The organism is Streptomyces endophyticus (assembly GCF_035798155.1).
Taxonomy (GTDB): Bacteria; Actinomycetota; Actinomycetes; order Streptomycetales; family Streptomycetaceae; genus Streptomyces; species Streptomyces endophyticus.
This window is the reverse complement of record NZ_JAOZYC010000113.1, coordinates 18,418-40,730: the sequence shown is the minus strand read 5'-3', so window position 1 is coordinate 40,730 and position 22,313 is coordinate 18,418. Positions and strand designations below refer to the sequence as shown.

Sequence of the window (22,313 nt, the reverse complement as noted above, 5' to 3'; positions counted from 1 at the left end):
TCAGTCCCGTACGAGATCGACAACGGATATCCGAACGATTCGGTTCCCGTGGGCCCGTACCCTGTTAGTGCTATGACTTCGCAGACCTCGATGCTCCCCGCCGACCGCCCCCTCCGTGTCCTCGCCGCCATGTCCGGTGGCGTGGATTCCGCCGTCGCCGCGGCCCGCGCCGCCGAAGCGGGTCACGACGTGACCGGCGTGCATCTCGCGCTCTCGGCGAACCCCCAATCGTTCCGCACGGGCGCCCGCGGCTGTTGCACCATCGAGGACTCCCGCGACGCGCGCCGCGCGGCCGACGTCATCGGCATCCCGTTCTACGTCTGGGACCTCGCCGACCGCTTCCGTGAGGACGTGGTGGAGGACTTCATCGCGGAGTACGAGGCGGGGCGCACGCCGAACCCGTGCCTGCGCTGCAACGAGAAGATCAAGTTCGCCGCGCTCCTCGACAAGGCGCTCGCCCTCGGCTTCGACGCGGTCTGCACGGGCCACTACGCGCAGGTGATCGTCAACGAGAACGGCGACCGCGAGCTGCACCGCGCCGCCGACATGGCCAAGGACCAGAGTTACGTCCTGGGCGTCCTGGACGACCGTCAGCTCGCCCACGCGATGTTCCCGCTGGGTGACACGGAGACGACCAAGGAAGAGATCCGCGCGGAGGCGGAGCGCCGCGACCTGGCGGTCGCCAAGAAGCCCGACTCGCACGACATCTGCTTCATCGCCGACGGCGACACCCAGGGCTTCCTCGCGAACCGCCTCGGCAAGGCGGAGGGCGACATCGTCGACGAGTCGGGCGACAAGCTCGGCACCCACGAAGGCGCCTTTGGCTACACGATCGGCCAGCGCAAGGGCCTGCGCATCGGCAGGCCCGCCCCCGACGGCAAGCCGCGCTACGTCCTGGACATCTCCCCGGTGGACAACACGGTGACGGTGGGCCCGGTGGAGGCCCTCGACGTCACCGCCCTCACCGCCATCAAGCCCCGCTGGTGCGGCGCCGCCCCGACAGGACCCGGCACGTATACGGCCCAACTGCGCGCGCACGGCGGCGAGACCGAGGTGGCCGCGGAGCTGGTCGACGACGAGCTGCGGGTGCGCTTCACGGATGCCGTCCGCGGCGTCGCCCCCGGCCAGGCGATCGTGCTGTACGACGGCACGCGCGTGGTGGGCTCGGCGACGATCGCCACCACGGAGCGGGCCGCGGCGGTCGCCTAGACCCGGCCCTGCAGGTAGTGGTGCAGCACGGCACCCAGCTGACCGCACCACTCGGACGCCTGTGCCTTCTTCGTGGCCTGCACCTGGCAGGTGTAGACGGCGCCGTCCGACATCGAGACCGTGACGAACACCCCGGACGGCATCGGCTGGAAGTTCGCGGTGCGGACGTGCGACCAGGGCAGGTCGATGGCGTGCGGCCCCTGCTCGAAGTGCAGGCCGTCCGCGTCCACGACCACGCCGTTGTGCTTGTCGGCGGCAACGAACTCCGGTCCTGCGGGTCCTGCGGGTCCTGCGGGTCCTGCCGGGGGAGCGGGTGGCGGCGGCGCGGGCGCGAACTGCGGAGGGTGCGCGGGTGGCGGCGGGGCCGCCGGTGGGTGCGGCGGCGGTGCGGGCGCGAACGGCGGCGGGGCGCCACCGAACCCTCCCGTCGGAACGTCCTGCTGCCCGTCTCCGTGAGCCATGTCCGCCTCACCCTCCGTCTTGCTCTGCCGTACCTCCTCATTCGACCACGCGCGCGTGGTTACGCGGCGTCGACCTGCGTCTCGTAGAAGCACAGGTGGTCCTTGATGGCGGCCACCTCTGCCTTCGGCTCCGGATACGCCCACACCAGGTCCTGCCCACCGGGCACCGACCAGTAGGAGGCGTCGCCCTTGAAGGGGCAGTGCGTAGTCGTGTTCGAGGGCGTAAGCAGCTCGGTCCTTACGTCCTCCGGCGGGAGGTAGTACCGCACCGGACAGCCCGTCTCCTTCAACACCAGCGGGCGCGCACTCTCGGCGAGCACCTGCCCGTCATGGACGACCCGCACGTGCTCGGATCCCTGCTCGACAGTGATCGTGTGTCCTTGAGTCATGACTGTGTCAGCGCTCACAGCGGGCGAGTTCTTCCCGACGCGGCCGCACCCTTGGAAGGATCAAGGTCTACGAGAGGATCGCCATGGCACTCGACCCCATCGACCGGACCGCCATCACCGAACTGCTCTCCATGCACGGCCACTTGATCGACTCCGGTGAGCTGGACCGATTGGACGAGCTCTTCACCCCGGACGTCGTCTACGACATCACGGACTTCGGGCAGCCGCCTCTCCATGGCCCGGCCGCCATCAAGGACGCCGGGCTCGCCCTCGGCACGGGCAACCCGGTCGCCCACCACATCACGAACGTCGTCCTGACCGAAGTCGCCGCGGACCGCGTACACGCCCTGTCCAAGGGCATCGGCATCAACGCGGACGGCACCACTGGCAGCGCGACCTACGAGGACACGGTGGTACACGGGGCGGACGGATGGCGGATCGCCCGCCGCAAGATCATCGCGCGCCGGGTGCCGCTCGGCGGCCGGTGACGGGGTGGCCCAGCTGTCAGTGGCGGACCGTACGGTAGGTGGCATGAACATCTGTGTCTTTCTCTCCGCCGCCGAACTCGACGAGCGTTACACCCGCCCCGCCCGTGAATTCGCCGAGCTGCTCGGCAAGGGCGGCCACACGCTCGTGTGGGGCGGTTCGGAGAGTGGGCTCATGAAGGTCGTCGCCGATGGGGTGGCGGAGGCCGGCGGGCGGCTCACCGGGGTGTCCGTGGACTTCCTCGCGGCCAAGGCGCGCGTCGTCACCGCGCCCGACGAGATGGTGATCGCCAAGGACCTCGCGGAGCGCAAGGCGCTGCTCCTGGAGAAGTCCGACGCCGTCGTGATCATGGTGGGTGGCACCGGCACCCTCGACGAGGCCACCGAGATCCTTGAGCTGAAGAAGCACGGCAAGACCGACAAGCCGATCGTGCTGCTCAACTCCGAAGGCTTCTACGACGGCCTGAAGGAACAGTTCCGGCGCATGGAGGACGAGGGCTTCCTCCCGATCCCCCTCACTGACCTCGTGTTCTTCGCCGAAGAGCCGGTCGGCGCCCTGGCCTACCTGGAGGAGTCGCGCGGCGTCGAGTAGTGCGAGCATGGCGGGCATGGCTACACATGTGATCACCGGCGCCGGCTCCGGAATCGGCGCCGCCGTCGCCCGCCGACTCCACGAGCGCGGCGACGAAATCTACCTCCACGCGCGCGACGCGGGCCGCGCCAAGGAGCTCGCCGCCGAGTTCCCCGGCGCCAGGACGCTCGTCGGCGACCTCGCGGACCCGGACAGGCTGTCCTGGGCCTTCTCGCACCAGACGCTGCCCGACCGGATCGACTCGCTGCTGCACATCGCCGGCGTCGTCGACCTCGGCAAGGTCGGTGAGCTCACCCCGAAGGCCTGGCGCAACCAGCTCAACGTCAACCTCATCGCCCCGGCCGAGCTGACCCGCCACTTCCTGCCCCAACTGCGCCTCGCCCAGGGGCACGTGGTCTTCGTGAACTCGGGCTCCGGCCTCAACGCGCACGCGGGCTGGTCCGCGTACGGCGCCTCCAAGCACGGCCTGAAGGGCCTCGCGGACGCGCTGCGCGAGGAGGAGCACGGCAACGGCGTGCGCGTCACCTCGGTCTACCCGGGCCGCACCGCGAGCGCCATGCAGGCCAAGGTGCACCACCAGGAGGGCAAGGAGTACGACCCGGAGCGCTGGATCGACCCCGAGTCGATCGCCACGACGATCCTCATGGCGCTCGACCTCCCGCGCGACGCCGAGGTCAACGACCTGACGGTGCGCCCCGGCCGCTGACGCGCCGCCCGCCCGACGGCCGGCGTTACGTACCCTTCGTGGGTGAGTGAAAAGAGCGACTTCAGGTGGGGGCCGGCCACAGGCGTCGGTTCGATGCCCGGTGGCGATGCCCGCGAGGCCGCCAGGACCGTGACCGGCAGCTTCGAGGGCCCTGAGCAGGGGATGCCGTTCCTTGCCGAGCTGCCCGCGCGCGGCCCCGGCGCCGACATGATCGGCCGTACGGCAGGGCTGCTGGTCGACCTCTACGCGCGCGTGGAGCCCAGCGGCTGGCGGATCGGCGACCGGCCGGGCCGGGACACCAAGCGCGCCAGGTCCTGGCTCGGCGAGGACCTCGACGCGCTCGAGGAGTTCACGCAGGGGTACGAGGGCCCGCTCAAGGTGCAGGCCGTCGGGCCGTGGACGCTCGCCGCCGCACTGGAGTTGAGGAACGGGGAGGCCGCGCTCTCCGACCTCGGCGCGTGCCGCGACCTCGCCGGGTCCCTGGCCGAGGGGCTGCGGGAGCACATCGCCGACGTACGCCGCCGGGTGCCCGGCGCCCAGTTGGTGCTGCAGCTCGACGAGCCCTCCCTCATCGCCGTGCTGCGCGGACAGGTCAAGACCGCCAGCGAGTACCGCACGCACCGCTCCGTCGACCGTCAGCTCGTCGAGAGCGCGCTGCGGGACGTCTTCTCCGTGATCGAGGACGGGCCGCGGCTCGTCCACTCCTGCGCCCCCGACGTGCCGTTCGCCCTCCTGCGCCGGGCCGGCGCGGACGCGGTCTCCTTCGACTTCTCGCTGCTCACCGAGCGTGACGACGACGTGATCGGGGAATCCGTCGAGGCCGGCCTGCGACTCGTCGCGGGTGTCGTGCCGGGCGTGGACGGCCCATTGTCAGACCCTGCCGGTAGCGTCATGGGTGTCAGGACGCTGTGGCGCAGGCTGGGGCTGAATCCGGGTTCCCTCGCGGACTCGGTGGTGCTCACGCCGTCGTGCGGACTCGCGGGTGCGTCGCCCGCGTACGCCCGCGCGGCACTCGCGCACTGCGTCCGGGCGGCGAGATCACTCGCGGACAACCCTGAGTGACCGTGGACGAAGGCGAACGGGAGGACGAGACGGTGGCTGACGAACTGCAGAGCGAGGGCACGGTGCCCGCCAAGGTGCGGGACGAGCACGCCCAGCTGGCGGAGCAGATCGAGGAGCACCGCTTCCGGTACTACGTGAACGACGCTCCGGTGGTCGACGACGCCGAGTTCGACAAGCTCCTGCGCTCCCTGGAGGCGCTGGAGGAGAAGTACTCCGAGCTGCGCACGCCGGACTCGCCGACCCAGAAGGTCGCGGGGCAGTACGAGACGGAGTTCACCTCCGTCGAGCACCGCGAGCGCATGCTCTCGCTCGACAACGCCTTCGACGACGCCGAGTTGGCGGCCTGGGCCGACCGCGTCGCCAAGGACGTGGGCGCGCCCGGCTACCACTTCCTGTGCGAGTTGAAGATCGACGGCCTCGCGGTGAACCTGACGTACGAGGACGGGCGGCTGACCCGCGCGGCCACGCGTGGGGACGGCAGGGTCGGCGAGGACATCACGTCCAACGTCCGCACGATCACGGAGATCCCCAACCGCCTGAAGGGCGAGAACATCCCGCCGCTCGTCGAGATCCGCGGCGAGGTCTTCTTCCCCATGGACAAGTTCGAGGAGCTGAACGCCCGGCTCGTCGAGGCCGGCGACAAGCCCTTCGCCAACCCCCGCAACGCGGCGGCGGGTTCGCTGCGCCAGAAGGACCCGCGCGTCACCGCCACGCGCCCGCTGCACATGGTCGTGCACGGTATCGGCGCCCGCGAGGGCTTCGACATCGACCGTCTCTCGGAGGGCTACGACCTGCTGCGCGAGTGGGGCCTGCCGACCACCAAGTACAGCAAGGTGGTCGAGGACCTCGAAGGCGTCCGGAAGTTCATCGCGTACTACGGAGAGAACCGCCACTCCGTGGACCACGAGATCGACGGCGCGGTCATCAAGCTCGACGAGATCCGGTTGCAGGGCCGCCTCGGCTCCACGGCACGCGCCCCGCGCTGGGCCATCGCCTGGAAGTTCCCGCCCGAAGAGGTCAACACCAAGCTGATCAACATCCGCGTGGGCGTGGGCCGCACGGGCCGCGTGACGCCGTACGCGCAGGTGGAGCCGGTCACCGTGGCGGGCTCCGAGGTCGAGTTCGCGACGCTGCACAACCAGGAGATCGTCAAGAAGAAGGGCGTGTTCATCGGGGACACCGTCGTCATCCGCAAGGCCGGTGACGTCATCCCCGAGATCCTCGGCCCGGTCGCCGACCTGCGGGACGGCAGCGAGTACGAGTTCGTGATGCCCGCCGAGTGCCCCGAGTGCGGCACCCCGCTACGGGCCATGAAGGAGGGCGACATCGACCTCCGGTGCCCCAACGCCCGCACGTGCCCCGCCCAGTTGCGCGAGCGCCTCTTCTACCTGGGCGGCCGCCAGAGCCTGGACATCGAGAACTTCGGGTACGTCGCCGCCGCCGCGCTCACCGGACCGCTCGAACCGACGCAGCCGCCGCTCACGGACGAGGGCGACCTGTTCAACCTCACGATGGACCAGCTCCTGCCCATCAGGGCGTACGTCCTCGACCAGGACAGCGGACTGCCCAAGCGCGATCCGAAGACGGGCGAGGAGAAGATCGCGGACATCTTCGCCACCAAGGCGGGAGAGCCGCGCAAGAACGCGGTCTCGATGCTGGAGCACATCGAGGCGGCCAAGAGCCGCCCGCTGGCCCGGGTCATCAACGGTCTTTCGATCCGTCACGTCGGCCCGGTCGCCGCCGAGGCGCTCGCGCGCGAGTTCCGCTCCATCGACCGCATCGACCAGGCCACCGAGGAGGAGCTCGCGGCCACGGACGGCGTGGGCGGGATCATCGCCGCCTCCGTGAAGCAGTGGTTCGCCGAGGACTGGCATCGGGAGATTCTGCGGAAATGGCGTGAGGCCGGTGTGAGGATGGAGGAGGAAGGGGCTGGTGAGGACGAGGGGCCGCGGCCCCTCGAAGGACTCACCGTGGTGGTCACCGGGACACTGCAGAACTTCACGCGGGATGGCGCGAAAGAGGCCCTGCAGACCCGAGGCGCCAAGGTCACGGGTTCCGTTTCCAAGAAGACGTCCTTCGTGGTCGTGGGGGACAACCCCGGTTCCAAGTACGACAAGGCCATGCAGGTCAAGGTTCCGGTTCTGGACGAGGACGGGTTCGCCGTCCTGCTGGAACAGGGGCCGGAGGCCGCCGTCGACGTGGCGCTCCCCGCGGAGCAGGAGACCGGCGAGTAGCGGTCGTGGGTCACTCGATCGGCGCATACCAGACGCGGACGGAACGCCGGGTTCATTCGGGCAACCGTGCCCGGGCGCGTCCGTCTGGTGCCCGTGGAAGCCTTCTGCGGCCTACTGTTGAGGAGTGCGGCTGCCGAGTCCTGCTGCGGATGGGGCGAATCCTCGCTCATCGGAAGCGAGGAGAGCGGGCAGCGGACGCAGGCACCGCCGGCAGTGAGAGGGACGGGAATGGAACCGACCGATAGCGCCGACCCGGACTCACGCCTGCGCCCGCGTCGACGTGCGCGGCGCGATACGGCACCGCGCCGCGACCGCGGTGACGGGGTCGACGGCAGCGAAAGCGGCCACGGGGAGAGCGAGCGCGGTGGTGTGGTGAGCTGGCGCACATGGTGGCGCGCGGCCGGATTCGGCGTTGACCGGGCGGGCGGGTCACCGGCCCCTGACGCATCCGGATCCGAAGTGGCGGGCCACAGAGGGCTGCTGAAGCGCGGGGCGAAGGATCGCCCTGCGGACAGCGGCAGTTCGATCGACACCCACACCGCGTCCGGCCCGGAGGCGTCCGCCCCGGCCCGGCCCCGAGACGCCGACGAGCAGCCCCTGCGCGGCCTGCCGGCCCGCATCCGGAAGGCCGAGGGCGCGCCCGGCGTGCGGATATCCGGCGACCGTACGGGCGACGGCCGAGGCATGCCCGGACGGGCCGTTGGTCCCGGCAGGGCCCCGGGTCCGCTCCCCGGGACCGTCCCCGCGGGCGGCAGCGTCGGAATGGCGACACCCGCGCGCAATCAGTACGCGGGCCAGGGGGAGACCTCGCGGGCCGCGCTCGTACCGCTGCTGCCCGGCGTGGTGGTGGCGCTCGCCGCCGTGGTGCTCGGCGCCGGGTTCTACTGGTCGCTCGACGAGGGGCACGCGCTCTTCCCGTCCGGCACGGTCGGCTGGAGTCTCGCGATCCTGACCGGGATCATCGTCGGCCACCTCGTCGCGCTCGGCCGCGACCGCTGGTGGGGCGGCACCGGATCCGGCGCGGCCCTCACCCTCGCCGTCCTGCTCCTCTACGGCTGGGTGCCCGCGGGCATGGTCAGCCTCACGGTCGTCGTCCTCGTCGGCATCGCCCGCAGACACTGCTGGCGCCAGGGCCTGTTGCACGGCGCGATCGACATCCTCGGCATCGGCGGGGGCGCCCTCGTCCTCGCCGCGTTCGGCCGCATGTCGTCCGTCGAGGCGCCGTGGAAGCCGGAGAGCTGGGGCCTCTCCACCGTGCCCGAGGTCGTCCTCGCGGCGCTTGCGTATCTGCTGATCACGCGCACCCTGCTCTGGTACGTGCATGCACCACCGAACTCGGGCATGCCGACCGTCGCCCGCACCGCGCTCGTGCGGCAGGGCCTTGTCGCCGTCGCGCTGCTCGGGATCGCGCCGCTGATCTGCGTCGTCGCGATCGCGCTGCCGGTGCTGCTGCCGCTGTTCGCGATCCCGCTGATCGCGCTCGACTCCACGCTGTGGATCGCGCGGGCCCGCGCCGAGGAACAACTGCGCGACCCGCTCACCGGACTGCCGAACCGGCAGTGGCTGCTCGAGCGCACCTGGACCGCGCTCGACGACGCCGAGCGGATCGGGGTGCGCAGCGCGCTGATGCTGATCGACCTCGACCGGTTCCGTTCGGTGAACGACACGCTCGGTCATCTCGCCGGTGACCGGCTCCTGTTGCAGATCGCGGATCGGCTGAGAGCGGCCCTGCCGCGCGGTGCGGAGGTCGCGCGGCTGGGTGGCGACGAGTTCGCCGTGCTGCTGCCCGTCGCCGACTCCACGACGTCCGCGACACGCGTGGCCCGCAACCTCGTGGCGACCCTCGGTTCGCCCCTCGACCTGGACGGTCTGACCCTCGTACTGGAGGCGAGCGCGGGACTCGCCGTCTTCCCCGACCACGCGCTGGACGCCGAGGGCCTGCTGCGCCGGGCCGACGTCGCGATGTACCAGGCCAAGCGGGACCGCACCGGCGTGGAGGTCTACGAGTCGAAGCGGGACTCCAACACGCCCGACCGGCTCGGCCTGTTGGGCGACCTGCGGCGCGCGCTCGACGCGGGCGAGGTGGAGCTGCACTACCAGCCGAAGGTCAGGTTCGACGGGCACGTCGCGGGCCTGGAGGCGCTCGTACGGTGGGTGCACCCGGAGCGTGGAAGGGTGCCGCCGGACGAGTTCATCGCCATCGCCGAGTCGTCCGGGCTCATGCCGCATCTGACCGAGTACGTCCTGGAGACGGCGCTCGGACAGGTCGCGCGCTGGCGTGCGCAGGGGCTGCACGTGCCGGTCGCGGTGAACGTGTCGCCGCGTGATGTGCACACGCCCGGCTTCGCGGGAGCGGTCGCCGCGCGGCTCGCCCGGCACGGTGTCCCGGCCGGATCCCTGCAGTTGGAGATAACGGAACACGTACTCCTGGAGGACCCGCAGCGGGCGGCCGACACCCTGGCGGGGCTCACCGGGCACGGCGTGAAGATGTCGCTCGACGACTTCGGCACCGGGTACTCGTCCCTCGTGCACCTGAGGCGGCTCCCGGTCAGCGAGTTGAAGATCGACCGGTCCTTCGTGGCCCGGCTCGCCGTGGACAACGAGGACGCGGAGATCGTCCGCTGCACCGTCGACCTGGCGCACTCGCTCGGCCTGCTGGTCGTCGCCGAGGGCGTCGAGGACGACGAGACGTGGGAGCGGCTGCGGGACCTGGGGTGCGACGCGGTGCAGGGCTGGCTGGTCGCCGCCGCGATGCCGCCCGACGAGACGACCGCGTGGCTGCGGGCTCGCGGGGACCGGGGCTGGCAACGGTTGCCTGCGGCGCTTCCGGCGGCCCAGGGCGACGAGTGCGGTCCCCTGGGTTGACGGGTGCGCCCAGCCACGGGTAGCCATCTTGGGGGCGCGGGGAACTGCGCAACCCCAGCCACCTCATACGTGCACCGGGGTGCGGCCCCGCCCCGGCCCCGCGGGCCGGTCACCAGCCCGGAGGACCCCGCACCGGCGTGCCGCCCCGCCCCGCCCCCGCGAAACCCGTTCCTCGGCACGCCTCCGCGCCCCATAGGATTGGGCCCAAACCGAGAAAACGCACCCCGTGAGGATCCGCATGCCTGGCATCACGCGCGAGGAGGTCGCCCACCTCGCCCGGCTGGCGCGTCTGGAGCTGAAGCCCGAAGAACTCGACCACTTCGCAGGCCAGCTCGACGACATCATCGGCGCGGTCGCCCGCGTCAGTGAGGTCGCCGACCAAGACGTACCGCCGACTTCGCACCCGCTGCCGCTGACGAACGTCATGCGCAAGGACGAGGTCCGTCCGTCGCTCACCCCCGAGCAGGCGCTCTCCGGCGCCCCGGCCCAGGAGCAGCAGCGTTTCAAGGTGCCGCAGATCCTGGGGGAGGACTAAACCGTCATGACGGACATCAACGTCAACATCATCAAGCTGACCGCCGCCGAGATCGCGAGCAAGATCGCGTCCGGCGAGCTCACCGCCGTCGAGGTCACCGAGGCCCACCTGGCCCGGATCGGCGCCGTGGACGAGAAGGTGCACGCCTTCCTGCACGTCGACCGTGAGGGCGCGCTGAAGCAGGCCGCCGCCGTCGACGCGAAGGTCAAGAACGGCGAGAAGCTCGGCCCGCTGGCCGGCGTCCCGCTCGCGCTGAAGGACATCTTCACCACGGAGGGGATCCCGACCACGGTCGGTTCGAAGATCCTCGAAGGGTGGATCCCGCCGTACGACGCGACGCTGGTCAAGAAGCTGAAGGCCGCCGACGTCGTCATCCTCGGCAAGACCAACATGGACGAGTTCGCCATGGGGTCCTCCACCGAGAACAGCGCGTACGGCCCGACCGGCAACCCGTGGGACCTCACTCGCATCCCGGGCGGCTCCGGTGGCGGTTCCTCCGCCTCCCTCGCCGCGTACGAGGCCCCGCTCGCCATCGGCACGGACACCGGCGGCTCGATCCGCCAGCCCGCGGCCGTCACCGGCACCGTCGGCGTCAAGCCGACCTACGGCGGCGTCTCGCGCTACGGCATGGTCGCGTTCTCGTCCTCCCTGGACCAGGGCGGGCCCTGCGCCCGCACCGTCCTGGACGCGGCGCTCCTGCACGAGGCCATCGCGGGCCACGACCCGCTCGACTCGACGTCCATCGACGCCCCGGTCCCGGCGGTCGTCGAGGCCGCGAGGAACGGCAGCGTCCAGGGCATGCGCGTGGGCGTCGTCAAGCAGTTCCGCGGCGAGGGCTACCAGGCCGGCGTCGTGCAGCGCTTCGACGAGTCCGTCGAGCTGCTGAAGTCGCTGGGCGCCGAGATCGTCGAGCTGGACTGCCCGTCGTTCGACCTGGCCCTCTCCGCGTACTACCTGATCGCGCCGTCCGAGTGCTCCTCGAACCTCGCCCGGTTCGACGCCATGCGCTACGGCCTGCGCGTCGGCGACGACGGCTCGCACTCCGCCGAGGAGGTCACCGCGCTGACCCGCGAGGCCGGCTTCGGCGACGAGGTCAAGCGCCGCATCATCCTGGGCACGTACGCGCTGAGCTCCGGCTACTACGACGCGTACTACGGCAGCGCCCAGAAGGTGCGCACGCTGATCACCCAGGAGTTCGAGGCCGCCTTCGAAAGCGTGGACGTCATCGTCTCGCCGACGACGCCGACCACCGCCTTCCCGATCGGCGAGCGCGCCGACGACCCGATGGCGATGTACCTCGCGGACCTGTGCACGATTCCGACCAACCTGGCGGGGAACTCGGCCATGTCGCTGCCCTGCGGCCTGGCCCCCGAGGACGGGCTGCCGGTCGGTCTGCAGATCATCGCCCCCGCCATGAAGGACGACCGCCTGTACAAGGTGGGGTCCGCCGTCGAGGCCGCTTTCGTGGAAAAGTGGGGGCACCCGCTGCTTGAGGAGGCTCCGTCGCTGTGAGTGCCATGGCAAAGAAGGCCAAGAACTTCAAGAAGTCCAAGACCGGTGTCTACGTCTCGCTGGCCAGCACCGCCTTCGGCGCGATCAGCGTCGCGAAGCAGGCGAAGATGGCCCGCAACGACGCCGACACTCTGCGGCTGATCGACGCCGCCGTGTCCGCCGCCGCCATCGTCACCGGTATGGCGATCCTCTACCGGGAGCTCAAGCGCCTGGGCGACGACGACGTCCTGCTGGGCTGAGAGGGAAGTTTCAGAAATCGTGACTGCCACGACCACGACCGAGCTGATGGGGTACGAGGACGCGCTCGCGTCGTACGACCCGGTCATGGGCCTTGAGGTCCACGTCGAGCTCGGTACGAAGACGAAGATGTTCTGCGGCTGCTCCACCGAGCTCAAGCAGGACGCCAACAGCCAGACCTGCCCGACCTGTCTCGGCCTGCCCGGCGCGCTGCCGGTCGTGAACGAGATCGGCGTCGAGTCGGCCATCAAGATCGGCCTCGCGCTCAACTGCTCGATCGCCGAGTGGTGCCGCTTCGCCCGGAAGAACTACTTCTATCCGGACATGCCGAAGAACTTCCAGACCTCCCAGTACGACGAGCCGATCGCCTTCGACGGCTACCTCGACGTACAGCTGGAGGACGGCGAGGTCTTCCGCGTGGAGATCGAGCGCGCCCACATGGAGGAGGACACCGGCAAGTCGACGCACGTCGGCGGTGCCACGGGTCGTATCCAGGGCGCCTCGCACTCGCTGCTCGACTACAACCGCGCGGGCATCCCGCTCATCGAGATCGTCACCAAGCCCATCGAGGGTGCGGGCGAGCGGGCCCCCGAGGTCGCGAAGGCGTACGTCGCCGAGCTGCGCGAGGTCATCAGGTCGCTCGACGTGTCCGAGGCCCGGATGGACAAGGGTCAGATGCGCTGCGACGTGAACCTGTCGCTGCGTCCGCACGGGACCGAGAAGTTCGGCACGCGCTCCGAGACGAAGAACGTGAACTCGCTGCGTTCCGTCGAGCGGGCCGCGCGGTACGAGGTCCAGCGGCACGCCGCGGTGCTGTCCTCCGGCGGATCGATCGTGCAGGAGACCCGTCACTTCCACGAGGAGGACGGCTCCACCACGTCGGGCCGCATCAAGGACAACGCCGAGGACTACCGGTACTTCCCGGAGCCCGACCTGGTGCCCGTCGCCCCGTCCCGCGAGTGGGTCGAGGCGCTGCGTGCCGAGCTCCCTGAGATGCCGCTCGCGCAGCGCAACCGGCTGATCGAGGAGTGGGCCGTCAGCGCCCACGACATGCAGTCGATCCGCAACGCCGGTGCGATCGGGCCGATCGTCGCCACGATCAACGCCGGCGCCGACTCGGCGTCCGCCCGCAAGTGGTGGATGGGCGAGCTGGCCCGCTCCGCGAACGACCAGGGCGTCGAGCTCGGCGCGCTGCCGATCACGCCGGAGCAGGTGGCCCGCGTGTCCGAGCTGGTCGCCACCGGTGACCTCAACGACAAGCTGGCCCGCCAGGTCATCGACGGCGTCCTCAAGGGTGAGGGCACGCCGGACGAGGTCGTCGAGAAGCGCGGCCTGAAGGTCGTCTCGGACGAGGGTGCCCTTTCGGCCGCCGTCGACGAGGCGATCGCGGGCAACGCCGGCATCGTCGCGAAGATCCAGAGCGGCAAGGTCGCTGCCGCGGGCGCGCTTGTGGGTGCGGTCATGAAGGCGACCCGGGGTCAGGCCGACGCGGCGCGCGTCAAGGAGCTGATCCTGGAGAAGCTGGGCGTCTCCGACGGCTGACCGGATTGCGGCGGCGGGGCATCGGGCAGCCGATGCGCCGCCGCCTTTCCGTGTCCGACGTCGCGGGGCTCTGCCCCGGACCGCGCTGGCTCTCGTCCGAAATGCGGGGCTTGAATGATCGGTGCCTGAATTGCTCGTCTCCCTCGCTCTTCTCGCTGCCACCCTCCTCTTCGCGGTCCTACGGCCCCGTAAATGGCCGGAGGCCGTTGTCGCCGTGCCTGCGGCAGGTGTGGCTGTGGTGACGGGGGAAGTGACGCCCGCCCACGCCTGGGCCGAGACGCAGGAGCTGCTTCCGGTCGTCGGGTTTCTCGCCGGGATCTTGCTCCTGGCCCAACTCTGCGCCGACGAGGGGCTGTTCAGGGCCGCAGGAGACGCGGTCGCCCGTGCCTGTCACGGCAGTCCGAAGCGGATGCTCGGCGGTGTCTTCGCGGTCGCCGCCGGGATCACCGCCGTACTGAGCCTCGACGCCACCGTCGTCCTGCTCACCCCGGTCGTCTTCGCGACAGCGGCCCGGATCGGCGCACGCCCGGGCCCGCACGTCTACGCGAGCGCCCACCTCGCCAACTCGGCGTCCCTCCTGCTGCCCGTATCGAACCTCACGAACCTGCTGGCCTTCGCGGCGAGCGGGCTCACGTTCACACACTTCGCAGGGCTCATGGCGCTCCCGTGGCTGGTGGCGATCGGCATCGAGTACGCGGTGTTCCGCCGCTACTTCGCCGACGACCTGGCCGCGCCCGCGCACGACCCGGACCCCGAAGAGCCGCCCGGCGTCCCGCTGTTCACCCTCACGGTGCTCGCGCTCACGCTCGCCGGATTCGCCGTCACGTCCTTCGCGGGAGTCGAGCCGCTGTGGGCGGCCTTCGCGGGGGCGGCCGTGCTCGGCGTCCGGGCCCTCGCCCGCCGTCACAGCACCCCGGTGGAGCTGCTCAAGGCGGCCAACCTGCCGTTCTGCCTCTTCGTCCTCGCACTCGGGGTCGTGGTGAAGGCCGTGGTCGACAACGGGCTCGGGGACGCCATCGCCCGCTTCCTGCCGGACGGTTCGTCCCTGCCGACGCTGCTCGCGATCGCCGGGGTCGCGGCGCTTCTCTCCAACGTCATCAACAACCTGCCGGCGATCCTCGCCCTGCTCCCGGTCGTCACCCCGATGGGCCCGGGGCCGGTGCTCGCCGCCCTGATCGGCGTGAACCTCGGCCCCAACCTCACCTACGTCGGCTCCCTGGCGACCCTCCTGTGGCGCCGCATCGTGCACGACCACGGCACGGAGCCCGAGTTGCGCGAGTTCACCCGCCTCGGCCTGCTCACGGTCCCCGCGACGCTGGCCGCGTCGACGGTGGCGCTGTGGGCCGTGCTCTCCTTGTGAGTAAGGACACGAAAGAGACAAAGGATCAGTTCCTGCTGTAAGAGTGTCTCGTCATTGCTCATGTGTTCTTTGCGGGCGGTTCACGCACCAAGCGGATGTTCCCGGTCAAAGATCGACGAAATGACTCAGGGAGCGCGTCCGTGGCCGCACTTGCCCGCTGGTGTGTCAGTCACCGGCTCGTGGTCGTACTTCTGTGGTTGACCGCCCTCGTGGGCACGAGCGCCGCCGCGGCCGTCGCGGGATCCGCGTACTCGAACGACTACGAGGCGCCCGGTACGGAGTCGGGGCACGCCACGCAGCTCCTGAACGAGAACTTCTCCGGGCTCGGCGGCGACAGCGACACCGTCGTCTGGCACATCGAGGGCTCCACCGTGCGCGCCGCCGATGTCGAGAAGACGATGAGCAACACCCTGGGCGAGCTCGCCGGGCTCCCGGGCGTCGCGTCCGTCGGATCGCCGTACGAGGCCGGTGGCACGGGTCAGATCAGCGCCGACGGGCACACCGCGTACGCCACGGTCACCTTCGAGAAGCAGGCCGACGACATCCCGAAGGGGCAGGCGCAGGCCGTCGTCGACACCGCGCAGGCCGCCGAGGCCGACGGGCCCGACGGGCTCCAGGTGGAGCTCGGCGGCAGTGCCGTCGCGCTCACCGAGTCGACCTCGGCCCACACCTCCGAGATCATCGGCGTCGTCGTCGCGGCCGTCGTGCTCTTCCTCGCCTTCGGCTCGCTCGCCGCGGCCGCGCTGCCCATCGCCACCGCGCTGGTGAGCGTCGGCACCGCGTACGCGGGAATCGTGCTGCTCGGGCACTTCATGACGGTCGCGGACTTCGCGCCGATGCTCGGCATGCTCGTCGGGCTCGGCGTCGGGATCGACTACGCGCTGTTCATCGTGACCCGGCACAGGAGAGGGCTGAAGCGGGGGCTGCCGGTGGCTGAGGCCGCCGAGCGGGCCGTCGCCACCACCGGGCGGGCCGTGGTGTTCGCCGGGGCCACCGTGTGCATCGCCCTGCTCGGCATGCTGATGCTGGGCCTGAGCTTCCTCAACGGCGTCGCCATCGCCGCCTCCGTGACCGTGCTGCTCACCGTCGCCGCGTCCGTGACGCTGCTGCCGGGGCTGCTGTCCTTCATCGGTATGCGGGCCCTGTCGCGGCGTGAGCGGCGGCGGCTCACCGAACACGGACCCGAACCCGAACTGCCCACAGGGCTCGCCGCCCGCTGGGCCGCCTTCGTGGAACGCAGGCCGAAGCTGCTCGGCGCGCTGGCCGTCGCCGTGATCGCGGTGCTCTCGCTGCCCACCTTCTTCCTCCACCTGGGCACGTCCGACCAGGGCAACAGTCCGGCGAGCAGCACCACCCGGCAGGCGTACGACCTGCTTGCCGACGGGTTCGGGCCCGGTGTGAACGGGCCGCTGACCCTCGTCACCCAGGTCGACGGCGCCAAGGACAAGGCCGCGCTCGCGGAGCTGACGAGCGAGCTGCGGGCCACCGACGGGGTCGCCTCCGTCTCACGTGTTACGTATAACGCGGACGACAGCGCCGCCCACGTCACCGTCGTACCGACCTCGTCGCCGCAGTCCGAGCGGACCAGCGAGCTCGTCGACCGGCTGCGTACGGAGGTGGTCCCCGATGTGGGCCTGGACGTGCAGGTAGGCGGCGTCACCGCGAGCTACGACGACTTCGCGGAGGTCATCGTCGGCAAGCTGCCCCTGTTCGTCGGGGTCGTGGTCGGACTCGGATGCCTGCTGCTCCTGCTGGCCTTCCGGTCCATCGGGATCCCGCTCAAGGCCGCCGCGATGAACGTCGCGGCGGTGGCCGCCGCCTTCGGGGTCGTCGTGGCGATCTTCCAGTGGGGCTGGGGGATCGAGCTGCTCGGGCTCGGGGCGGCCGGGCCGATCGAGCCCTTCCTCCCCGTGATCATGGTGTCGGTCCTGTTCGGGCTCTCCATGGACTACCAGGTGTTCCTCGTGAGCCGGATGTACGAGGAGTGGCTGGAGACCGGCGACAACCGGCGGGCCGTCCGGGTCGGGCTCGCCGAGACCAGCCGCGTGATCAACTCGGCCGCGGTGATCATGATCTCGGTGTTCCTGGCGTTCGTGCTCAGCGGGGACCGGGTGATCGCCATGTTCGGCATCGCGCTCGCCGTGGCCGTCGCCGTCGACGCGTTCATCCTCCGTACGCTCCTCGTGCCCGCCCTGATGCACATGCTCGGCGGAGCCAACTGGTGGCTGCCCAAGTGGCTCGACCGGCGCCTGCCGCGCCTGAGCATCGAGCCTCCGGAGTGCCGCGCGGCCGCGAGTGCGAGGATCCCGATGCGGCGCACGGCCACTGACGGCGCGCTGGACGAGTTGTTGACGAAGGAGACCGATGTACGCGATCCCGCTGGGTGAGGCAGGCGCCGAACTGCGGCCACTGGAACCCTGGCACGCCGAGGAGTTCCTGGCCCACCTCGACCGGGGCCGGGAGTTCATCGGGCGGTTCATCCCGTTCGGCGCCACGGCGACCGACCTCGCCTCCACGCGGGAGCTGCTCCAGCAGTTCACGGACACGCGGGCCGCCGGCACGCGCGCGTACCACGGCATCTGGCTGGACGGACTGCTCGTCGGAGGCGTGCTGGCGCTCAACTTCGACGAGGAGAACGGCAACTGCGAGGTCGGCTGCTGGCTGGAGCCGGCCGGCGCCGGGCGCGGCCTCGTCACGCGCGCGATGCGGCACCTCATCGACTGGGCCGTCGAGGAACGCGGAATCCACCGGGTGGAGTGGCTTGCCGCGTCCGGAAATGTCCCGAGTCTCAACGTGGCCCGGCGCCTCGGGTTCACAAAAGAGGGAGTGCTCCGGGAGAGTTTTCCCTGGCGCGGCGAGCGCCATGACATGGAGGTTTGGTCCGTGCTAGCGCCGGAATGGCGCAGCGCACGAAACGAGCACAGGGAACGTTAAGAAACCTCTCAGACTCCGTCCGTACGGTGCGCAGCATGACTACGAAGACTGAAGCGCAGCGCGACGCCGAGACGCGGGAGGAGAGCACGGAGGCCCAGGCCGCCGAGGCGACCGAGTCGACCGAGGCGACCAAGGAGGCCGAGGCGACCAAGGAGGCCGCCGAGGACGTGCAGGACGACGACGCGGCCGCCGAGGCCGCAGCCGAGGCCGAGCTCTCGGCCCTCGCCGAGGCCGAGGCCGACAAGCCGTCCGGCGTCGGCCAGGGTGCGGGCGCGATCGTCTCCGTGGCCCTCGGCGTCGTCGGGCTCAGCGGCGGCTGGCTCGGCACCATCGCCTCGGCCCGCGCGCAGCTCGAAGGCCAGCTCACCACCGCGCAGAGCGCGGGCATCGCCAAGCAGATCTCCGCGATGTACGGCGAGGCCTGGCACTCCGCCGCCCTGGTCGGCGGGCTCTTCTCGCTCGTCGCCCTGGTGATCGGCGCCGCCGTCCTGGCCAGGCCCGCGTTCGGCGCGCCCGGCAAGCCGCAGGCGCTGTGGATCAAGTCGACCGCGTGGGCGGGCCTCGCCGTCGGCCTCATCGGGCTGCTGCTCGCCGTCGCCAAGTACACCGACCTCATCCTCGGCATGCCCGGCACCAGCGGCTGAGGCACTTACGTAAGGGCGGCCGAGCCGCCTAAGGCACACCGTGGGCCGCGCCTAAGGAGGCGCGGCCCACAAACATGCGGCACTCTCCCGATGTGCCGCACCCCCCTGGGAGACGAGAGTCGAGGCATCGCGGAGAACGCTCCGCGAGAGCCGCAGAAATCGTCACCAGGGAGACGAGATGTTCGAGTACGAAATGCACCAGCTCCGCTCCGCCGAACTCATCGAGCAGGCCGAGCGGTTCCGCCTCGCACGCTTCGCCCGTACGCAGGCCAAGGCCCGCCGTGCGGAGCGCCGGGGCCGCCAGGAAAGCAGCCAGGACGCCGAGAGGCCGGTGACTATCGGCCGTATCCGCCGGCGCCGCGCCCCGCGCGCGGCGTGAGCGCGCCCGCCGCGGTCGGCGGCGCCGAAACCGCGGCCCCGCTGTCAGAGCCGTGTGCGATGCTCAGCGATGTGGAGACCAGGTCCGTCAGCCCGGTATTCGTCGGCCGAGCCGATGAACTGGGCGTACTGAGCAAGGCCCTTGAGCGGGCCGAGGCCGCCGAGCCGCAGGCACTGCTGCTCGGCGGCGAGGCCGGCGTGGGCAAGACGCGCCTCGTCGAGGAGTTCGGCGCGGCCGCCCGCGAGCGGGGCGCGGTCGTCGTCACCGGCGGCTGCGTCGAGATCGGCGCCGACGGACTGCCGTTCGCGCCGTTCTCCACCGCCCTGCGCGCCCTGCGCCGCACCCTGCCCGACGTGGTGGACGCGGCCGTCGCGGGCCGCGAGGACGAACTCGCCCGCCTGCTACCGGAGTTGGGCGACCACGAAGGCCGGGGTTTCAACGGGCGCGGGGACGAGAGCGCCACGGCCCGCCTCTTCGAACTCACCGCCCGGCTCCTGGAACGCGTCGCCGCCGAGCGCACCGTCGTCGTCATCCTCGAAGACCTGCACTGGGCGGACGCCTCCACCCGCCACCTGCTCACCTACCTGTTCCGTACGCTGCGCAGCGGCCGCCTCGCCGTCATCGCCAGCTACCGCGCGGACGACGTGCACCGCCGCCACCCCCTGCGCCCCCTGCTCGCCGAACTCGACCGGCTGCGCACCGTCACCCGCATCGACCTCGGCCGCCTCAGCCGCGGCGAGGTGGCCCGCCAGATCGCCGGAATCATGGCCGCGGAACCCGAACCCGCCGACGTGGACAACATCTTCCGGCGCTCCGACGGCAACGCGTTCTTCGTCGAGGAGCTCGCCGTGTCCGCCGCCGAGGGCTGCGCCACGGGCCTGACCGACTCGCTGCGCGACGTCCTCCTCGTCCGCGTCGAATCGCTGCCCGAGTCCGCCCAGCGCGTCGCCCGGATCTGCGCGGAAGGCGGCTCCACGGTCGAGTACCCGCTGCTCGCGGCCGTCGCCGGGTTCGGTGAGGACGAGCTCATCGAGGCGCTGCGCGCGGCCGTCGGCGCCAACATCCTGCTCGCCTCGCCGGACGGTGACGGCTACCGGTTCCGCCACTCCCTGGTGCGCGAAGCGGTCAGTGACGATCTGCTGCCCGGCGAGCGCTCCCGGCTCAACCGCCGCTACGCGGAGGCCCTGGAGGCCGAGCCGACGCTGGTGCCCGCCGACGCGCGCGTGACGCGACTCGCCAGCTACTGGTACCACGCGCACGACGCGGCCAAGGCCCTGCCCGCCGTCCTCGACGCGTCCGTGGCGGCCCGCCGCCGGCACGCGTACTCCGAGCAACTGCGCCTCCTTGAGCGGGCGATGGAGCTGTGGGACGGCGCGCCGCAGGAGATCCGCGCCGCGCTGCGCATGGGCGCCTACGTCATCGCGTTCAACTCCTGCGGCTGCGACCCCGCCGAGACCCCGCTCGACTACCTCGACTTGCTGTCCGAGGCCGCGGTGGCGGCGCGTCTGTGCGGGGAGCGGGAGCGTGCGCTGAAGACCGGCAAGCGGGCGCTGGGCATCCTGGCGGAGGCCGAGGGGAGCGGGAAGGCGGACCCCTTGCGGGCCGCGTGGTTCCACATCCAGAACTCCAAGATCGTCTCCCATATCGGCCGTGGCGACGGGTGGGACGAGATCGCCACGGCTCAGGAGCTCGTCCGGGGCCTCCCGCCGTCCGCCGTGCACGCCGAGGTCCTGGCGAACGTGGCGGCCTGGGGCATGCTGCACAGCCCCGGTGCCGAGACCCTCGCCGCCGCCGAGCGAGCCGTCGAGTACGCGCGCATGGTCGACGACGCCGAGGAGATCGAACTCCACGCGCGTCTGGTCCGCGGCGGACTCCTCGTCGACGCGGGGGCCATCGAGGAGGGCTTCGCCGAGATGTACGCGGTCCGCGAGCGCTCCTTGGCGCATGGCATGACCACCCGCCTCATCAATGTCAATGTCAACCTGCCCTCCCACCTGGAGGGCGTCGGGCGTTCCGCCGAAGCCGCGCGCATCTGCGAAGAGGCCGTCGTCCTGTGCCGCCGCTACGGCCTCACCGACAACAAGGGCTGGGTCCGCTCCAATCTGGCCGAGTCCCTCGTCTCCCTCGGCCGCTGGGACGAAGCGGTCGAGGTGGCCGACTGGGTGAGCCGGCGCTTCGGGCTCAGCGACAAGCCTCGCGGCACCGCGTGCGCGCACCTCGCGGTGATCGCACTCGGCCGCGGCGCCCTTCAGGAAGCGGCCGACCACCTCGCCGCGGCCAACGGGTACTACGGCGCGCACGACCCGCAGCCCCAGTACACGCTGCCCCGCGCCCACCTCGCCCTCGCGCTCGCCGCCGCCCAGGGCCGCCTCCTGGACGCCCGCGCCGAGCTCGACCGGCTGGTCACGGCCGGGCTGCCGCCCTCCATGCACCGCTACGTGTGGCCGCTCCTGCGCACCGCCGCCGCGGCCGAGGCGGACGCCCGCGGTCTGCCGGCCGCCGACGCCGGTCGCGCCGACGCGGTCGCCCGTATCCGGGACGCGGCCAAGCGTCAGGCCACCGCGGTCCCCGTCTGGCAGGCCCATGAGCAGTGGGTGCGTGCCGAGCTCCTGCGCGCGGAGGGCCGCGACACCGCCGACGACTGGTCCGCCACGGCCACCGCGTTCGAACCCCTCGACCGTCCCCACGACCTGGGCCGCGTCCGGTTCCGCCTCGCGGAATCCCTGGTCGCGCGGGGCGCCGAGGACGACAGGGACCGCGCCACCGAGCTGCTCCGCCTCGCCGGCGCCGTCGCCGAGCACCTGGGCGCGCGCCCGCTCGCCGAATCCGTCGCCCTGCTCGGTCGGCGTGCCCGGCTGCCCCTGACCCGCGACGTGCCGCGGCAGAGCGCTCCGGCCGACCCCGCGCAGGAGTTCGGCCTCACGAGCCGCGAGCGGGACGTGCTGCGCCTGGTCGCTGCGGGCCGCAGCAACCGTCAGATAGCCGAGGAACTGTTCATCTCGCCGAAGACCGCCAGCGTCCACGTCTCCAACATCCTCGCGAAGCTGGGCGTCGCGGGCCGCGGCGAGGCGGCGGCCCTGGCCCACCGCCTGCACCTCTTCCCGGCGGGGAGCGCTCCCGTACGCTGAGGAGGGAGGGCCCGCCCGGCCGGGCCCACGCCACCTGGA

At 71.3% G+C, this 22,313-nt stretch carries 19 protein-coding genes; 17 read left to right on the top strand and 2 right to left on the bottom strand.

Annotation, left to right across the window (positions count from 1 at the left end):
- Positions 1-72 precede the first annotated feature (72 nt).
- Positions 73-1,209, top strand: coding sequence for a tRNA 2-thiouridine(34) synthase MnmA (mnmA, locus tag OKJ99_RS17325; protein WP_326017247.1), 1,137 nt, complete (start codon positions 73-75; stop codon positions 1,207-1,209).
- On the opposite strand, the gene OKJ99_RS17320 is transcribed toward mnmA, so the two are convergent.
- Together OKJ99_RS17320 and OKJ99_RS17315 are read right to left on the bottom strand one after the other, a co-directional pair.
- Positions 1,206-1,670 (bottom strand): hypothetical protein, encoded by a 465-nt coding sequence (locus OKJ99_RS17320; protein ID WP_326017245.1) that lies wholly within the window; start codon positions 1,668-1,670, stop codon positions 1,206-1,208. The genes mnmA and OKJ99_RS17320 overlap by 4 nt on opposite strands.
- Before the next feature lie 59 nt (positions 1,671-1,729).
- Positions 1,730-2,059 (bottom strand): DUF427 domain-containing protein, encoded by a 330-nt coding sequence (locus tag OKJ99_RS17315; protein ID WP_326017353.1) that lies wholly within the window; start codon positions 2,057-2,059, stop codon positions 1,730-1,732.
- Positions 2,060-2,142: 83 nt separating this feature from the next.
- On the opposite strand from OKJ99_RS17315, the gene OKJ99_RS17310 reads away from it, so the two are divergent.
- From OKJ99_RS17310 to OKJ99_RS17235, 16 genes are all read left to right on the top strand, one after another.
- Positions 2,143-2,547 carry a nuclear transport factor 2 family protein gene (locus tag OKJ99_RS17310; RefSeq protein WP_326017244.1) on the top strand — a complete coding sequence of 135 codons (405 nt, stop codon included), beginning with the start codon at positions 2,143-2,145 and terminating at the stop codon, positions 2,545-2,547.
- A gap of 43 nt (positions 2,548-2,590) precedes the next feature.
- Positions 2,591-3,136 (top strand): LOG family protein, encoded by a 546-nt coding sequence (locus tag OKJ99_RS17305; RefSeq protein ID WP_326017242.1) that lies wholly within the window; start codon positions 2,591-2,593, stop codon positions 3,134-3,136.
- Positions 3,137-3,143: 7 nt separating this feature from the next.
- Positions 3,144-3,842 carry an SDR family oxidoreductase gene (locus OKJ99_RS17300; protein WP_326017240.1) on the top strand — a complete coding sequence of 233 codons (699 nt, stop codon included), beginning with the start codon at positions 3,144-3,146 and terminating at the stop codon, positions 3,840-3,842.
- 42 nt (positions 3,843-3,884) lie between these two features.
- Entirely contained in the window at positions 3,885-4,904 is a 1,020-nt protein-coding gene (locus tag OKJ99_RS17295) for a methionine synthase (RefSeq protein ID WP_326017238.1), read from the top strand.
- A 32-nt stretch (positions 4,905-4,936) separates the two neighbouring features.
- Positions 4,937-7,138, top strand: coding sequence for an NAD-dependent DNA ligase LigA (ligA, locus tag OKJ99_RS17290; RefSeq protein WP_326017351.1), 2,202 nt, complete (start codon positions 4,937-4,939; stop codon positions 7,136-7,138).
- Between the two features lie 651 nt (positions 7,139-7,789).
- The gene (locus OKJ99_RS17285; RefSeq protein ID WP_407700714.1) at positions 7,790-10,003 is read left to right on the top strand and encodes a putative bifunctional diguanylate cyclase/phosphodiesterase; all 2,214 of its coding nucleotides are present in this window, start codon (positions 7,790-7,792) and stop codon (positions 10,001-10,003) included.
- Positions 10,004-10,241: 238 nt separating this feature from the next.
- Positions 10,242-10,538, top strand: coding sequence for an Asp-tRNA(Asn)/Glu-tRNA(Gln) amidotransferase subunit GatC (gatC, locus tag OKJ99_RS17280; protein WP_016432511.1), 297 nt, complete (start codon positions 10,242-10,244; stop codon positions 10,536-10,538).
- Positions 10,539-10,544: 6 nt separating this feature from the next.
- Positions 10,545-12,050: an Asp-tRNA(Asn)/Glu-tRNA(Gln) amidotransferase subunit GatA gene (gatA, locus tag OKJ99_RS17275; protein ID WP_326017234.1), complete on the top strand. Its 1,506-nt coding sequence runs from the start codon at positions 10,545-10,547 to the stop codon at positions 12,048-12,050.
- Between the two features lie 5 nt (positions 12,051-12,055).
- On the top strand, positions 12,056-12,289 hold the full coding sequence (locus OKJ99_RS17270) for a hypothetical protein (protein ID WP_326017347.1): 234 nt from the start codon (positions 12,056-12,058) through the stop codon (positions 12,287-12,289).
- Between the two features lie 19 nt (positions 12,290-12,308).
- Positions 12,309-13,829 (top strand): Asp-tRNA(Asn)/Glu-tRNA(Gln) amidotransferase subunit GatB, encoded by a 1,521-nt coding sequence (gene gatB / locus OKJ99_RS17265; RefSeq protein WP_326017232.1) that lies wholly within the window; start codon positions 12,309-12,311, stop codon positions 13,827-13,829.
- Between the two features lie 121 nt (positions 13,830-13,950).
- A complete protein-coding gene (locus OKJ99_RS17260; RefSeq protein ID WP_326017230.1) occupies positions 13,951-15,189 on the top strand; it encodes an arsenic transporter in 1,239 nt (412 codons plus the stop codon).
- A 140-nt stretch (positions 15,190-15,329) separates the two neighbouring features.
- Positions 15,330-17,576 carry an MMPL family transporter gene (locus tag OKJ99_RS17255; RefSeq protein ID WP_326017228.1) on the top strand — a complete coding sequence of 749 codons (2,247 nt, stop codon included), beginning with the start codon at positions 15,330-15,332 and terminating at the stop codon, positions 17,574-17,576.
- Positions 17,554-18,123 (top strand): GNAT family N-acetyltransferase, encoded by a 570-nt coding sequence (locus OKJ99_RS17250; RefSeq protein WP_326017226.1) that lies wholly within the window; start codon positions 17,554-17,556, stop codon positions 18,121-18,123. The genes OKJ99_RS17255 and OKJ99_RS17250 overlap by 23 nt, the downstream gene beginning before the upstream one ends.
- A 35-nt stretch (positions 18,124-18,158) precedes the next feature.
- On the top strand, positions 18,159-18,767 hold the full coding sequence (locus OKJ99_RS17245; protein WP_326017224.1) for a hypothetical protein: 609 nt from the start codon (positions 18,159-18,161) through the stop codon (positions 18,765-18,767).
- Between the two features lie 178 nt (positions 18,768-18,945).
- Positions 18,946-19,146: a hypothetical protein gene (locus tag OKJ99_RS17240; protein WP_326017222.1), complete on the top strand. Its 201-nt coding sequence runs from the start codon at positions 18,946-18,948 to the stop codon at positions 19,144-19,146.
- A gap of 59 nt (positions 19,147-19,205) precedes the next feature.
- A complete protein-coding gene (locus tag OKJ99_RS17235; RefSeq protein ID WP_326017220.1) occupies positions 19,206-22,274 on the top strand; it encodes a helix-turn-helix transcriptional regulator in 3,069 nt (1,022 codons plus the stop codon).
- Positions 22,275-22,313: the final 39 nt, after the last annotated feature.